The organism is uncultured Oceanisphaera sp. (genome assembly GCF_947495715.1).
GTDB lineage: Bacteria > Pseudomonadota > Gammaproteobacteria > Enterobacterales > Aeromonadaceae > Oceanimonas > Oceanimonas sediminis.
The window spans coordinates 236,914-251,093 of the sequence record NZ_CANLZU010000001.1; the positions used below are offsets into that span (position 1 = coordinate 236,914).

A 14,180-nucleotide genomic window follows, 5' to 3' on the forward strand; every position below is an offset into this window, starting at 1 on the left:
AGGCTATAGTAGCCGTCACCCGTTGATCTCTGCCGCCATTCAACTCACAAGGTGATTCATGTTGCGTATGCCGCTGTTATTGCTGACCACCGCCTTGATCGCGCTCCCGAGTCAGGCCGGGGTGCTGGACTGGCTGGGCCTGCGCCCGAAGCCGGTAACCAGTTCGGCGTTTCTGCCGGTCGAGCAGGCCTTTGTACTCACCAGCAAACAAACGCCCGCGGGGTTGCAGCTGGAGTTCGCCATGGCCCCCGGCTATTACCTTTATCGCCATCGGCTGTCGGTCTCACCGATAAATGCCCGCTTCGGTGACTGGGCGCTGCCCGACGGCACCGCCCACGAAGACGAATATTTCGGCAAGACTCGGGTGTATTACCAGAGTCTTGCGCTGACCGTACCGCTGCAGCAGGTGATGCCAAACGGCGAAGCCGAAATCCGTTATCAGGGCTGCACCACCGGGCTTTGTTATCCCCCCCAGCAGGTCAGTATTCCGCTGGCGCCATTACGTTAATGAGGCGCCGCTGGATTAACCGATGAGCATGACCTTCGACAGTCACAAGATGAACGATAAGCACAATGTGAGTGACCACGCCGCCGATAATCCGGCGTCGCCCTGGCACCTTTATCTGCTGCGCTGCCGTGATGGCAGCCTGTATGCGGGTATCAGCCTGGATCCGGTACGCCGCTGCAAAGAACACAACCAGCAGGTTTCCCGCGCTTCCCGTTATGTCTGGTCCCGCCGCCCGGCGGAGCTGGTGTGGCAACGTGCCGTGGCCAGCCAGTCGGTGGCGCTGCAACTGGAATACCGCCTGAAGAAACTGAGCAAGGTGGCGAAAGAGAGATTGTTGCAGGACGAGCACGGCTGGCTGGCGCTACAGGCCAACATAAAAACGGCGCCCTGAGGCGCCGTGACTTGCTTGCTCTACCGCCTTACTCCGCTGTCGGAGCTTCGGCTACGGCTTCCGGCTGTTCGGCCGCCTTGATATCCAGCAACTCGACTTCAAATACCAGCACCGCATTACCGGGAATGCTGCCGGCACCCGACTCGCCGTAACCCAGCTCGGCCGGGATAAACAGCTTGTACTTGGAGCCAACGGACATCAGCTGTACGCCTTCGGTCCAGCCCGGAATCACCTGATTCAGCGGGAAGCTGGCCGGCTCGCCACGCTCGACCGAACTGTCGAAGGTGGTGCCATCCACCAGAGTACCGGTGTAGTGCACGGTCACCACGTCTTCGGCCGCCGGCTTGGCGCCTTCGCCTTCGGTCAGCACTTCGTACTGCAGGCCGGACTCGGTCACCTTGACGCCGTCACGCTTGGCATTTTCTTCCAGGAAGGTCTTGCCCTCTGCCAGGGTGGTCGCCGCCTGCTCCTGAGCCTGGGTTTCGATCAAGCCGTTGATATGCTCGTCATAAGCGGTCAGCGCGGTCTGAATTTCTTCATCGCTCATCTGCCCCTTGTCGGTAAAGCCGTCTTTTACGCCCCGGAGTATGGTCTCGTTGTCCAGCTCGACACCCAGCTCCTGCTGTTTTTCCAGGGTGGAGCCGATGTAGCGTCCCATGGACAGGCCGATGGCATAGGCAGACTTGGCTTCAAAGCTGGTCAGCTCCGGAGCCGTTTCTACTGCCGCCGGGGCAGACGCCTGCTCTTCTTTACAACCACTCAGACCCACCAATACCGCAGAGGCCAGCAAACTGACTTGTAACAGTTTTTTCATTATTCACTCCAGAACAGGGGAAAAACCCCATGGAAAATGAGATGCTTATCAATCCGAACCTATACTACCGTTTCAAGTTGCCGATGCGAAAGCCCAAGCTCATAAAAATGCCCGCCAGCCTGTTGTTGATGACAATGTGTGTCACATTTATGCTGCTCTCCGGCTGCGATACGAGCGATAAGGCGGTGAGCCAGAGCCGTTATGCCAAGGGCACCGTACTGGCGGCACAAACCAGTGCCGATGGGCGCTTTACCCTGGTCGCTTCCGGCCCCAGCCCGGTACAGGTGTGGCAACGCGGCCAGGAGCAACCGCTTTACCGCTGGTACCAGGGTGAGACCACCGACGATATTCTGCTGCTGGCCATTTCTCCCGACAGTCACAGTGCGGCCACCGCCAGCCTGGATACGGTGGCCGTCTGGTCGCTGCAGAACGGCCGCAATCTCGGCTTCTATCAACTGAATCATTCCCTGCGCGCCCTGGCATTGGCCAATGATGGCCGCAGCCTGCTGCTCGGCTATCACAACGGCGAGGTCGAATATGTCGATCTGCAGAGCGGCCGCCGGCTCCTGTTCATGGGCCACCGGCTCGAGGGCGAAAACAGCCGCATCAACTCGGTGGACTTGTCCGCCAACGGCCGTTACGCCCTCAGCGCCAGCCATAACGGCCGAGTCATGTTATGGCAAACCGGCGACGCCGCCATTCTCGGTCGCTGGCAACATGAAAACAGCGTCAGCCTGGTGCGGCTGGACGCCGAAGGCCGCCTGGCCTTCAGCGCCGATGCCCAGGGCCAGGGTGAGCTGCACCGCTTGCCGTCGGGCGAACTCTATTCTCGTTTGCAGGTGCCCTATCGCGGCCAGACCTTTATCAGCGCCCGGCTGGACTCGAGCAACAATCGACTGTTGACCGGCAGCACCGCCCGTCGACTGGAGCTGTGGCAACTGGACGATGGCCAACACCTGCAACAGTGGGAAGTCGGCCTGCACACCAAACTGCGCCCTGCCAGTGCCATGGTTTATGATGTGGCCTTTATCGATCAACAACATGTTTACAGCGTCAGCTCCGCCGGCCTGGGTGAAACCTGGGACATAGTTCAGAGAGAACAGAATCATGAATGAAGACATACTGCACCGCCTGGAGCAGCTGGAAACCCGGCTGGCCTTTCAGGACGACACCATAGAGCAACTGAATCGGGAGATTACCGCTCAGGGCACCGAAACCGCCCGCCTCAAGGCCCAGCTCAGCCTGATGGTGAAAAAGCTGAAAGAACTGCAGCCCGGAGAAGTCGCCAGCCAGGAAGAAGAAACCCCACCGCCGCATTATTAAGAAAATGTGATACCAATCCGGAAAACTAACTGATCTACTTGGCCGCTCGGTAAAGGTCGAACGAAGGGTTCACTCCCCCGACACGCTAAACCGCATCCCTGCGACGCTCAGCACATGACGTCCTGTCATGTGATGGTCGCTGAAGTAAACCCCTTCATCCGCCCCAATGCTGCGGAGTCGCCTGTGGAGCGACCTGCAGACAACTCGGAGCCAGGGGGAGGTAACAGAGAGCGGCTCCCGCGACCGTGAAATGCCAAGGCCGTAAAATGCTCCTGCCGTTCCGGCATTCCCGCCGTCCCTGGCGGTCAGACAGCATTTCCGAGCCCCCATGGGGCAGCTTGCTGCCGTATATCTTTGTTGGGTAATGGACCAAATATCCAGTGAATATTCGCAGTCGTTACCCAGCAAAGATGGCTAGCCCAGTGGCGTATCGCGGGAGATGACTCTGTTTCCTCTCGTTTCCAGCTCTAAAACAGATCATATTTTTATTTAGATTGGTATGAGAGATGAATGATGAAGTGTGAGGCGGGAGAATTCAGACAACAAAAAAGGCGCCGAGGCGCCTTTTTTACTGCCAAGCCGACGCTTAGTGCTTGTGACCGCAGCAACCGCCTTCATGGTCGTGCTCGTGGTCATCATGACCATGCTCGCCATGTACGTGACCGTGCGCCAGCTCTTCTTCGGTCGCTTCACGCACTTCGCGTACCACGCCCTTGAAGGTCAGGGTCATGCCGGCCAGCGGATGGTTACCGTCCACCTTGACGTATTCTTCCGCCACTTCGACGATGGTCACCGGGCGGTGGCCGTCATCGGTCTCGGCCACGAAGGTGTCGCCTTCGGCCACTTCCATGCCGTCGAACAGCTCGCCGGGTACCGACTGTACCAGGCCATCGTCGCGCTCGCCGTACGCCTGCTCGGGGCTCAGGGTCACGTCGAAGTCTTCGCCAACGACCTTGTCGTTCAGCACCGCTTCCAGACCGGCCACCAGGTAGCCGGTACCGTGCAGGTATTCCAGCGGCTGCTTGCCTTCGGTGGAGTCGAGGATGTCACCGTTGATGTTGGTGACGGTAAAGTCCAGCGTAACCACGCTGTTTTCGGATACTTTCATGGGAATAACCCTGCAGGTGAATTTTGCCATAGCATACAGGATGGCAAGTCGGGATGAAATGCAACGGCCACACAAGTGCCCCTCGTTGTGACCGCCGTGCGTCGTCGTTTATTCCGGCTTGAATACGCCGATCACATCGCCACCACCGGCTTGCCTGACCTGGTCGTCGGTCTGGCTCTGGGTGTGGCCGCAGCCGACACATTCGACTTTCTCGACACCGTGCTCCATATACAGCATCATGGTGTCCATGGCCTTACAGCGGGGGCAAACGGCCCCGGCAATAAAGCGCTTTTTACGACGGGTTTCCATGGTTTTACATCCTGAACGACAAGCCTGACCCCGAATTCTCCGCCAAAAACGAACCTACTACAATGACCTCAACCGCCCATTACAGCATTCATCATCAGCTTCTTGATCTACCTCACCTGATACCCGGCAAACGCCAGCGTCACATCAAGGGTGTGCTGCTGCTGATGCACCAGGGTGCCGGGCTGCTGCAGCTGGGCCGCCACTATTATCCGCTGACCAGCGGCGAAGCCGCCTTTCTGCCCGCCGATACCCTGTTTGCCTGGCATGGCTTTGCCCACAGCCGACTCAGCCGGGTCGAGCTGTCGCCCCGGCTGGAACAGCCTACCCAAGCCGGCAGGCTGACCCCCTCGCCCCTGCTGAACGCCATTGCCGGCCGCCTGGCCGACTGGCCGGGCGAGCAAGACTGGCAAGGCGCCCATGGCCGCCTGTGTCGAATATTGCACGACGAGCTGCAACTGCAGACGATACTTCCCGTGGCATCGCAACCGCCGTTGCAGCAGTTGGTCACCCACAATCCCACCGGCTTTACCCTGGCATCAACGCAACAGGCCGAGTTTCGCCGCCATTTTGGCTGCGATGCAGACAGCTTTCGCCGCCAGTGCGCGCTCTTGCTGGTGCTGCGCGATCTGGCCAAAAGCCCGAACCTCGAGCAATTGGTGCAGGGTTATGGCTTTACCTCGGTGCCGCAATTTGAACAGGATTGTCGTCACTGGCTGGCACCCCCCTGTCATCGGAGCGGTAAAACCGGGTAAAATGCCGTTTTTGTCACAAGTCAGGATCCTATGATCACCCTCAACCAGATTGAACTACTTCGGGGCGGCCGCCCCCTGTTAAAAGATGCCAACGCCACCATTCACGGCGGCCAGAAGGTGGGTCTGGTGGGGAAAAACGGCTGTGGCAAATCCACCCTGTTCGCCCTGTTCAAAGGCGAGCTCGGCATCGACAGCGGCCAGTTCAATCTGCCCGCAGACTGGCAACTGGCCAGCGTGGCCCAGGAAACCCCGGCACTGAGCTGCTCGGCGCTGGATTACGTTATTGACGGCGACCGGGAATATCGTCGTCTGTGCAAAGAGCTGGTGCAGGCAGAAGACCGTCACGACGGCATCGCCATCGCCGAGCTGCACGGTCGGCTCGACATGCACGGCGGCTACCATGTACATGCCCGCGCCGCCGAACTACTGCACGGTCTGGGCTTTTCCAACGAGGCCCAGGGCCGCCCGGTCAGCGCCTTTTCCGGCGGTTGGCGCATGCGTCTCAACCTGGCCCAGGCACTGATTTGTCGTTCCGATCTGCTGCTGCTCGATGAGCCCACCAACCACCTGGATCTGGACGCGGTGATCTGGCTGGAACGCTGGCTGAACAGCTATGAAGGCACCCTGATCCTGATTTCCCACGATCGGGACTTTCTCGACGCCGTGGTCAACCGGATCATTCACATCGAAAACAACCAGCTCAACGAATACACCGGCAATTATTCCGACTTCGAGCGCATGCGGGCCGAACAGCTGGCTTTGCAACAGTCCATGTTCGAGAAACAACAGCGTGCGCTCAGCCACATGCAGGACTACGTGGATCGTTTTCGCTACAAGGCGAGCAAGGCCAAACAGGCCCAGAGCCGGCTCAAGGCCATGGAAAAAATGGAGCGTATCCTGCCGGCGCACGTAGACTCGCCGTTCAGCTTCAGTTTTCGCGCCCCGGCCAGCCTGCCGATTCCCTTGATCGCCATGGAGAAGCTGTCTGCCGGCTACGACGGCAAGGCCATATTGTCCGACATCAAGCTCAACCTGGTGCCCGGCTCGCGCATCGGCCTGCTCGGCCGTAACGGCGCCGGCAAGTCGACTTTTATCAAGCTGCTGTCCGGCGAGCTGACGCCGATGTCGGGCAAGCTGGAAGCCAGCAACGGCATCTCCCTCGGTTATTTTGCCCAGCACCAGCTGGAAAGCCTGCATCTGGAAGAGTCGCCGCTGACTCACCTGGCCCGACTCGACCCCAAGGCCACCGAGCAGAGCCTGCGCGATTATCTGGGCGGTTTCGACTTCCGAGGCGATCAGGTCAAGGATCCGGTCGGTCCCTTCTCCGGCGGCGAAAAGGCCCGGCTGGTACTGGCGCTGATCGTCTACCAGCGCCCCAACCTGTTGTTGCTGGATGAACCCACCAACCACCTGGATCTGGACATGCGCGAAGCGCTCACCCTGGCGTTGCAGGTGTTCGAAGGCGCCATGGTTATCGTGTCGCACGATCGCCACCTGCTGCGCGCCACCACCGACGAGTTCTATCTGGTGGACGGCGGCCGGGTCCAGCCCTTCGACGGCGATATCGAAGATTACCATCAGTGGCTGGTGGCGCAGGACAAGGCCGCCCAGCCCGAATCGGTCAGCACCGCCGGCGACAATTCGGCCCAGAATCGCAAGGCGGAAAAACGCCGTCAGGCCGAGCTGCGCCAGCAGACCCAGCCGCTGCGCAAGGCCATCAGCAAGCTCGAGCAGCAGATGGAGCAGTGCCAACAACAACTGTCCGATATCGAGCAGAGCCTGGCCGACCCGGACATTTACGCCGCCGAGCAAAAAGCCAATTTGCAGCAACTGCTGAAGGCGCAAATCCCGTTGCAGCAAAAACTGGCCGAGGTGGAAGCCGAGTGGCTGGAACTGCAGGAGCAGCTGGAAGAGCTGGAGCAGGCATGAGCCTGCCCGACGCCGACCAGCTCTGGCAGTTCAGCGAACAGCATTACGCTCGCCCCGGCGTGGCTCAGGCCTGCCTGCAACTGCAGGACGAACACGGCGCCAACGTCAATCTGCTGCTGTTGCTGTTGATGCTGGAAGAACGCGGGTTAGGGGTCGATCCCACCCATTTTCTGCCGTTGTTGCAGCAGCGCCAGGGACTATTCAGCCAGTGGCGCGGGCTGCGCCGCCGGCTCAAATCCCGGCTCGACAACGAAGAGTATGTGCAGCTGCTGCAACACGAGCTGGAGCTGGAACGCTGGCAGCAACAGGAGCTGTTGCGAGTGCTGGAACAGCATCCGCCCCAGCCCGGCAGCGGCTGCCTGCTGACCTACCTTACCCTGTTGCAGGTGGCCGATGCGCCGCTGTGGCAGCTTAAACTCGCCGGTTAATACGGACACCTTTCATGCTTAGCTATCGTCATGCCTTTCATGCCGGCAATCACGCCGATGTACTCAAACACGCGGTTCAGGCCCTGATCCTCGATGCGCTGTGCGTCAAGGACAAGGGTTACAGCTACATCGACACCCACTCGGGCGCCGGTGGTTATGCCCTGGATCACGAGTGGACCCAGAAAAAGGCGGAATACCTGGGTGGAATAGCGCCCCTGTGGCAACAACGCCGCAAGTGGCCGCAGCTGGCCGGTTACTTCGCCGCCATCGAGGCCATGAACTCGAGTGATGCGCTCGACTTCTATCCCGGCTCGCCCAAGGTGGCCGAGCATTTTCAACGCCCGCAAGACAGCCTGACGCTGATGGAGCTGCATCATAACGAGGTAGACCTGTTGCGTCAGAACATGGGCCCCAAGGCGGCCATTCATCACCGCAATGGCTTCGAAGGGCTGCCGGCACTGCTGCCGCCCACGCCCAAGCGTGGCCTGGTGCTGATTGACCCCCCTTACGAGCTGAAGGATGATTACCAGACCGTGGCCACCACCCTGGCCAAGGCCTACAAGCGCTGGCCCATCGGCATCTATGCCATCTGGTATCCGCTGCTGGCCAAAAACGTGGACCGCAGTGGCGCCCTCAAGGAGGCGTTGGCCAACTGTGGCTTCGAGCAGGTATTGTGCGCCGAGCTCTGTGTCAGCGCCCAGGCCGACGACTTCGGCATGTACGGCTCCGGCATGATAGTGCTGAACCCGCCCTGGAAGCTGGATGAGCAACTGGCCGAGCTGCTGCCGCGACTGAAAGACACCCTGGCCCAGGACAAGGCAGCCGCGTGGCATCTGCAGTGGCTGAAGAAAAGCGATAGCTAAGAAACTCTCCCGGCTGAAACAAGCTTCAGAAAGGAGAGCAAAGGGCCCGCTCCGCCGACTCGCCGTAAATACATCCGTGTAGGCTCAGCCGCGCCATCCTTGGCGCGAATGGTCGGCTGAGCAGATCCCTTTGCCCTCCCTGATGCTCCGGCGTCGCCTGTTGGCGTCGTCTACAGACAACTCGGTGCTCCTGAAGAGGCAACACAGCCGCATCTTTATGTCGCATGGCCCCAACAAAAAAGCCGGTAAGGTCGTCAACATGACAACCTTGCCGGCTTTTGAAATTCCGCGGTTTACTGAGACAGGGTTACTGGTTCTTGTTCAGTACCGGGCGGGCGTACATCGACAATACCAGATCGCGTAATTCGGCCGGAATTCGAGCCATATGCAGCTCGAATGCCTCGGCGGCAGCGGGATCCACCTGAGCAGTCTGGCCGGCGGCCAGCAGATTATTCGGAAAAAGGTGATAGTTGGCATGGATCTGCCGATCGATGGCCGTCGCCAGTTGATCCGCATTGTCGAACTCGCCACGCACCGGCTCGCCAAAGCTCACGTGTACCCGTCCCTTCTGGCCGACGATGCCCTGCACTATGCTCTGCACGTCTTCGAACTCGCTTTTCTCATAGGCGCCATGGGTCGCCTTGGCGTACAGCTCGCGGGCCTTGGCCACATCACCGGGATCGTATTCGTATGAGATGGAAACCGGCACCAGATTCAGGCTCTTGATGTAGTCGTCGAAGGGAATTTTCTGCCGCTTGCCTTCCATGTAGAACATCTTGAGGATGGCCGGATCGGTTTTATCGTTACCGTCTTTGGCGCGCCCTTCTTTCTGGGCAATCCAGATGGAATGACCGTCGTCGAGGGAGTGGCGCAGGTAGGCCGACAGTTCGCTGAACGCCTTCATCATTTCCCGCGGGCCCTTGGCCGAACGCTTGACGATAAAACTCTTGTTCAGCTTCATCAGCTCGGCGGCACAGGGCTTGCGCAACAGGTTATCGCCGATGGCGATGCGTACCGTGTCCAGGCCGTTGGTGTGCAGGCCCCAGTTGACGAACGCCGGATCCAGCGCAATATCACGATGATTGGAAATAAACAGATAACCCTCGCCCGGCTTGAGCTTATCCAGACCGGAATAAGTGACGCCCGAGGTGGTGCTCTTGATCATCTTTTCCATGTAGGTCGCCACTTCCAGCTGGATCTGGCGAATGCTGTCGAGCTTGCGCCAGCGCCAGCTCAAATACAGGCGGATCAGCGCCTTGACGAGGGGGCCACCGATGCCGGACAGGGTGGAAAAACGATATTTGGCGATGGCGCCGATAAATTCGTCGTCGCGGATCAGCCGTTGAATGGCACCGGCAACTTCGTCGTCCCGGTAGGGACGAATATCTTTAAACAAATCTGTGTCTGAAACCATGACAATCTTGGGGTCCTGGGGCAAAAAACGCCCAGATTTTACACCCTTTGGCGGTAAACTCTAAGGATAATGCGTAAAAACCGCCTTAACGCCAGATCATCAGCACACTGGCCGCAGTCAATATCGCCATCACCAGATTAAAACGCCGCCAATCCTGCGGCGTATGCAGCCAGCGGCGCAGGTGCATGCCGAACAAGGCCCAGACATGACCGGTGATAATGCCGAACAACAGAAATATCGCCAGCACCCCGATAGCAGAAGCCCAGTACTGCTCGCCGGCCAGGGTAAAACCGCTGATGGCCGACACCGCCATCAACCAGGATTTGGGATTGAGAAACTGAAACAGGGCCCCCTGTCGCCAGTCCATGCCCGACGCGCTTTCGCCGGCCACGGGCGGGCTGGCGCGGCCAATCTTCCAGGCCAGCCATAACAGGTAGCCGCTGCCGGCCACCTTGAGCGCCCACTGCAGGGCCGGCCACAACAGAAACAGCTGCCCCAGCCCCAGGGCGGTGAGCAGCATCAGCAGCTGCAGGCCGAGCATAATGCCCAATAACAGCTTGAGGGTGGGGCCATAACCGAAGCGAGTACCGGAGCTGGTAAGCAACATATTATTGGGCCCCGGCGTGCCACAGGCAGCCAGGGCAAAGCCGGCGGCGGAGCCGAGCAGGGCGAGATCCATGAGGTACTGGTCAAATAACGGTTGAAGAGCCTTGTTTTACTCGATTTTCTGCTCGGCGCCCAGTATTTTATCCGCTCATGGTTTTATCGACTTATGGTTTTATCAACATTAATACCGTCCCGGTGGCGTGCCACCCCAGTGTAATAACAGGACACTATGATTCACCCCAGCCGCTTTCATTCCCCCTGGTGGGCCCGTAATCCGCATGTGCAGACCATTATGGCCAAGTACCTGCATCGCTCGCGTATCGACACCCGCCGCGAGCGGCTGGAGCTGCCGGACGGGGACTTTGTCGATCTGGCCTGGGCACTGCCGATGCTGAACGAACACCGGCCGCTGGTGCTGCTGTTTCATGGTCTGGAAGGCTGTGTCGAGTCTCATTATGCTCGAGGCATGATGGCAGCCCTGCACCAACAGGGCTGGCAGCCGGTGCTGATGCATTTTCGCGGTTGCAGCGGCGAACCCAATCGCTACCTGCAGGCCTATCATTCCGGCGCCATTGAAGATCCGCATTATGTGCTGGAGCTGCTGCGCCAGCGCTATCCGGAACGGCCGATAGCGGCCATCGGCTATTCGCTCGGCGGCAACATGCTGATCAACTATCTGGCCGAGCACAAGCGTCATCCCTTGTGCGCCGCCGTGGTCATTTCGGCCCCGCTGCAGCTGTCGGCCTGTGCCGATCGCATCAACTCGGGTTTTTCCCGCTTCTATCAGCGCTATCTGCTGGGCCGAATGAAATTCAACTGGCAGCAGCGGCTGCGCCGTCATCCCCATCATCGCTGGCAGGGCAATCTCGACCGAATACACAGCCTGCGCGAGTTCGACGACAAGGTCACGGCGCCGATGCATGGCTTTAACGATGCCGAAGATTATTACCGCCGTTGTTCCGGTCTTTACAAGCTGTCGAGAATCAGTACGCCGACGCTGATGATCCACGCCGCCGACGATCCCTTCATGAACGATACGGTGATCCCCGACGCCAGCGAGCTGCCGCCGGCGATCACCTATGAACTGAGCCGCACCGGCGGCCATGTCGGCTTTATGCATGGCCAGCCCTGGCGCCCCCGCTACTGGCTGGAACAGCGGGTGCCCGAGTGGCTCGCCAAACAATGGCCCCCCTATCAGGAAAAAGCATGATTATTCCATTTACCGAATTGAGCGAAGACACGCTCAATAATCTGATCGAACAATTCGTACTGCAGGAAGGCACCGAATACGGCGACCGGGACATCTCGCTGAATGAAAAACTTATACAGGTTAAACAACAACTTAAATCTGGCGATGCGGTCATTGTCTACAGCGAGTTACACGAAAGCGTCAACATAGTGCCGGCGGACCGGTTCAATCACAAACCTTGACCTGCCCCCGGCCCACTGCGTATAAACATTCACAGTTTAATCAATTTCAGGGTTCCTTATGTCTGCCAAGCACCCCATTATTGCGGTTACCGGCTCCTCGGGTGCCGGCACCTCGACTTCTACCGAAGTCTTTCGCTCCATGTTCGCCCAGCTCGGGGTCAAGGCCGCCATGCTCGAAGGGGACAGCTTTCACCGCTATACCCGTCCGGAGATGGATGTGGCGATTCGCCGCGCCCGGGAGCAAGGCAGACATATCAGCTATTTCGGACCAGAAGCCAACGATTTCGAGCTGTTAGAGCACTTTTTCAAGGAATATGGCAATACCGGCGTCGGTCAGTTTCGCCGCTATCTGCATACCTTCGACGAAGCGGTGCCCTTCAATCAGATGCCGGGTACCTTTACTCCCTGGCAACAGCTGCCGGAAGACACCAACCTGCTGTTTTACGAGGGTCTGCACGGCGGTGTGGTCACCGAGGAGCAGAATGTGGCGCAGCATGTGGATCTGCTGATCGGCATGGTGCCGATCGTCAACCTGGAGTGGATCCAGAAGCTGATCCGCGACACCGCCGAGCGCGGTCATTCGCGGGAGGCGGTCACCGACTCCATCGTGCGTTCGATGGAGGACTACATCAATTTCATCACCCCCCAGTTTTCCCGCACCCATATCAATTTTCAGCGGGTACCGACGGTCGATACCTCCAACCCGTTCAGCGCCAAGGTGATCCCCAGCGCCGACGAAAGCATGATGGTGATCCGTTTTCGTGGCATCAAGAACGTCGACTTCCCCTATCTGCTGGCGATGATCGACGGCTCCTTCATGTCCCGACGCAACACCATAGTAGTGCCCGGCGGCAAGATGGGCTTTGCCATGGAGCTGATCCTGCGCCCCATGCTCGAGCGATTACTGGAAACCGGCAAGATCCGTTAACAGACGAGAGGGGTGAGGGGTGAGAGGTGAGGTGTTTTCCACCTTACCCCTTACTCTTCACCCCCTCACGATTAAATCAGGCGTTACGGATCTCATAGGAAGACTCGACGGTGACCGCCTTTTCCAGCATCTTCATCACCGAGCAGTACTTGTCCATCGACAGCTCGACGGCCCGGGCCACCTGCTTCTCGGCCAGCTCCTGACCGCTAACCACAAAGTGCAGCCGAATGGCGGTAAACACCCGCGGCGGATTATCGGCCCGGTCGGCGTCCAGCTCCACGTAACAGCCGGTCACCTGCTGGCGTCCCTTTTCCAGGATGGACACCACATCGATGGCGCTGCAGCCACCGGCGCCCAGCAACACCGCTTCCATCGGGCTGGCGCCCTCGCCCGGGTTGGTACCATCCAGCACTATCTTGTGTCCAGACTCGGATAATCCCTCAAAACACATTCCTTCCAACCAGGTAACCTTGGCTTTCATAACATTTCCTCGCTAAAAAACCGCATATTAACCTATCACCGAAAAGACAACGAGCAGGATAAAAACTCCAAGCCTCTTGATGGTAGGCCACAAGCCTTTTATGCTAACCGAATTATTTACACCACAAGACAGGCAGCCTGCTTGCAAGGCGTTCAGCCCGAGTCAATCAAGAGGAAAACCCATGGTTATTGGCAAGCCCCAAAGTGACCCTACCCTGGAATGGTTTTTGTCACATTGCCATATTCATAAATATCCGGCAAAAAGCTCCCTGATCCACGCGGGAGAAAAAGCCGAAACGCTCTATTACATCGTCAAGGGTTCGGTTTCCGTGCTGATAAAAGACGAAGACGGCAAGGAAATGATCCTGTCTTATCTGAATCAGGGCGACTTTATCGGTGAGCTGGGGCTGTTTGAAGAAACGGATAATCCACTGCGTACCGCCTGGGTTCGTGCCAAATCTCCCTGTGAAGTGGCCGAGATTTCCTACAAGAAGTTTCGTCAGCTGATCCAGGTGAACCCGGAGATTCTGATGCGGCTGTCGGCTCAGATGGCCGAACGACTGCAAACCACCAGCCAGAAAGTGGGTGATCTGGCCTTCCTCGACGTGACCGGTCGCATCGCGGAAACCCTGCTCAGCCTGGCCCGTCAGCCCGATGCCATGACCCATCCGGACGGCATGCAGATCAAGATTACCCGTCAGGAAATCGGCCAGATCGTCGGTTGCTCGCGGGAAACCGTGGGCCGTATTCTTAAAATGCTGGAAGAGCAGAACCTGATCTCCGCCCACGGCAAGACCATAGTGGTATTCGGCACCCGTTAAACCGCCCTTTCACCACAGATAACCGAAAAACCCGGGATTTCCCGGGTTTTTTAGTTTGTTAACAAGGGCAAGCTA

18 protein-coding genes are annotated in these 14,180 nt (G+C 58.5%); 12 read left to right on the forward strand and 6 right to left on the reverse strand.

What is annotated here, in order from left to right; all coding sequences use genetic code 11:
- Positions 1-58 precede the first annotated feature (58 nt).
- Positions 59-508 carry a protein-disulfide reductase DsbD domain-containing protein gene (locus Q0753_RS01075; protein ID WP_298715949.1) on the forward strand — a complete coding sequence of 150 codons (450 nt, stop codon included), beginning with the start codon at positions 59-61 and terminating at the stop codon, positions 506-508.
- Between the two features lie 22 nt (positions 509-530).
- The gene (locus Q0753_RS01080) at positions 531-899 is read left to right on the forward strand and encodes a GIY-YIG nuclease family protein (RefSeq protein WP_298715951.1); all 369 of its coding nucleotides are present in this window, start codon (positions 531-533) and stop codon (positions 897-899) included.
- A 28-nt stretch (positions 900-927) separates the two neighbouring features.
- Here the strand turns inward: Q0753_RS01080 and fkpA are convergent, their stop codons facing one another.
- Positions 928-1,713 (reverse strand): FKBP-type peptidyl-prolyl cis-trans isomerase, encoded by a 786-nt coding sequence (gene fkpA / locus Q0753_RS01085; protein WP_298715953.1) that lies wholly within the window; start codon positions 1,711-1,713, stop codon positions 928-930.
- 149 nt (positions 1,714-1,862) lie between these two features.
- Here fkpA and Q0753_RS01090 point away from each other — a divergent pair, with 149 nt between their 5' ends.
- Positions 1,863-2,828, forward strand: a complete 966-nt coding sequence (locus tag Q0753_RS01090; protein ID WP_298715955.1) for a hypothetical protein — start codon at positions 1,863-1,865, stop codon at positions 2,826-2,828.
- Positions 2,821-3,036 (forward strand): SlyX family protein, encoded by a 216-nt coding sequence (locus tag Q0753_RS01095; protein WP_298715957.1) that lies wholly within the window; start codon positions 2,821-2,823, stop codon positions 3,034-3,036. The genes Q0753_RS01090 and Q0753_RS01095 overlap by 8 nt, the downstream gene beginning before the upstream one ends.
- Before the next feature lie 586 nt (positions 3,037-3,622).
- Here Q0753_RS01095 and Q0753_RS01100 read toward each other — a convergent pair.
- Both Q0753_RS01100 and Q0753_RS01105 read right to left on the reverse strand, forming a co-directional pair.
- Positions 3,623-4,144, reverse strand: a complete 522-nt coding sequence (locus Q0753_RS01100; RefSeq protein WP_298715959.1) for a peptidylprolyl isomerase — start codon at positions 4,142-4,144, stop codon at positions 3,623-3,625.
- A 108-nt stretch (positions 4,145-4,252) separates the two neighbouring features.
- Positions 4,253-4,453, reverse strand: coding sequence for a YheV family putative zinc ribbon protein (locus tag Q0753_RS01105; protein ID WP_298715961.1), 201 nt, complete (start codon positions 4,451-4,453; stop codon positions 4,253-4,255).
- Positions 4,454-4,515: 62 nt separating this feature from the next.
- On the opposite strand from Q0753_RS01105, the gene Q0753_RS01110 reads away from it, so the two are divergent.
- The 4 genes from Q0753_RS01110 to Q0753_RS01125 are packed head-to-tail and all read left to right on the forward strand — an operon-like array spanning position 4,516 to position 8,425.
- Positions 4,516-5,205 carry a hypothetical protein gene (locus tag Q0753_RS01110; protein ID WP_298715963.1) on the forward strand — a complete coding sequence of 230 codons (690 nt, stop codon included), beginning with the start codon at positions 4,516-4,518 and terminating at the stop codon, positions 5,203-5,205.
- Positions 5,206-5,235: 30 nt separating this feature from the next.
- Entirely contained in the window at positions 5,236-7,134 is a 1,899-nt protein-coding gene (locus Q0753_RS01115) for an ABC transporter ATP-binding protein (protein ID WP_298715965.1), read from the forward strand.
- Positions 7,131-7,562 carry a TIGR02444 family protein gene (locus Q0753_RS01120; RefSeq protein ID WP_298715969.1) on the forward strand — a complete coding sequence of 144 codons (432 nt, stop codon included), beginning with the start codon at positions 7,131-7,133 and terminating at the stop codon, positions 7,560-7,562. The genes Q0753_RS01115 and Q0753_RS01120 overlap by 4 nt, the downstream gene beginning before the upstream one ends.
- 14 nt (positions 7,563-7,576) lie before the next feature.
- Complete coding sequence (locus Q0753_RS01125) at positions 7,577-8,425, forward strand: 23S rRNA (adenine(2030)-N(6))-methyltransferase RlmJ (RefSeq protein ID WP_298715971.1); 849 nt, start codon at positions 7,577-7,579, stop codon at positions 8,423-8,425.
- 307 nt (positions 8,426-8,732) lie between these two features.
- On the opposite strand, the gene Q0753_RS01130 is transcribed toward Q0753_RS01125, so the two are convergent.
- Complete coding sequence (locus tag Q0753_RS01130; protein WP_298715973.1) at positions 8,733-9,839, reverse strand: 1-acyl-sn-glycerol-3-phosphate acyltransferase; 1,107 nt, start codon at positions 9,837-9,839, stop codon at positions 8,733-8,735.
- Between the two features lie 85 nt (positions 9,840-9,924).
- On the reverse strand, positions 9,925-10,518 hold the full coding sequence (locus Q0753_RS01135; RefSeq protein ID WP_298715975.1) for a LysE family translocator: 594 nt from the start codon (positions 10,516-10,518) through the stop codon (positions 9,925-9,927).
- Between the two features lie 156 nt (positions 10,519-10,674).
- Here Q0753_RS01135 and Q0753_RS01140 point away from each other — a divergent pair, with 156 nt between their 5' ends.
- Genes Q0753_RS01140 through Q0753_RS01150 form a run of 3 tightly spaced genes read left to right on the forward strand, consistent with a single transcriptional unit; the run spans position 10,675 to position 12,804 of the window.
- Positions 10,675-11,655, forward strand: a complete 981-nt coding sequence (locus Q0753_RS01140; RefSeq protein ID WP_298715977.1) for a hydrolase — start codon at positions 10,675-10,677, stop codon at positions 11,653-11,655.
- Positions 11,652-11,876, forward strand: a complete 225-nt coding sequence (locus tag Q0753_RS01145; RefSeq protein ID WP_298715979.1) for a YheU family protein — start codon at positions 11,652-11,654, stop codon at positions 11,874-11,876. Before Q0753_RS01140 ends, Q0753_RS01145 begins: the two co-directional genes overlap by 4 nt.
- 58 nt (positions 11,877-11,934) lie before the next feature.
- Complete coding sequence (locus tag Q0753_RS01150; protein ID WP_298715981.1) at positions 11,935-12,804, forward strand: phosphoribulokinase; 870 nt, start codon at positions 11,935-11,937, stop codon at positions 12,802-12,804.
- 76 nt (positions 12,805-12,880) lie between these two features.
- On the opposite strand, the gene Q0753_RS01155 is transcribed toward Q0753_RS01150, so the two are convergent.
- On the reverse strand, positions 12,881-13,285 hold the full coding sequence (locus Q0753_RS01155; RefSeq protein WP_298715983.1) for an OsmC family protein: 405 nt from the start codon (positions 13,283-13,285) through the stop codon (positions 12,881-12,883).
- 181 nt (positions 13,286-13,466) lie between these two features.
- Between Q0753_RS01155 and crp the strand changes: the two genes are divergently transcribed.
- Positions 13,467-14,105, forward strand: coding sequence for a cAMP-activated global transcriptional regulator CRP (crp, locus tag Q0753_RS01160; RefSeq protein ID WP_298715984.1), 639 nt, complete (start codon positions 13,467-13,469; stop codon positions 14,103-14,105).
- Positions 14,106-14,180 lie beyond the last annotated feature (75 nt).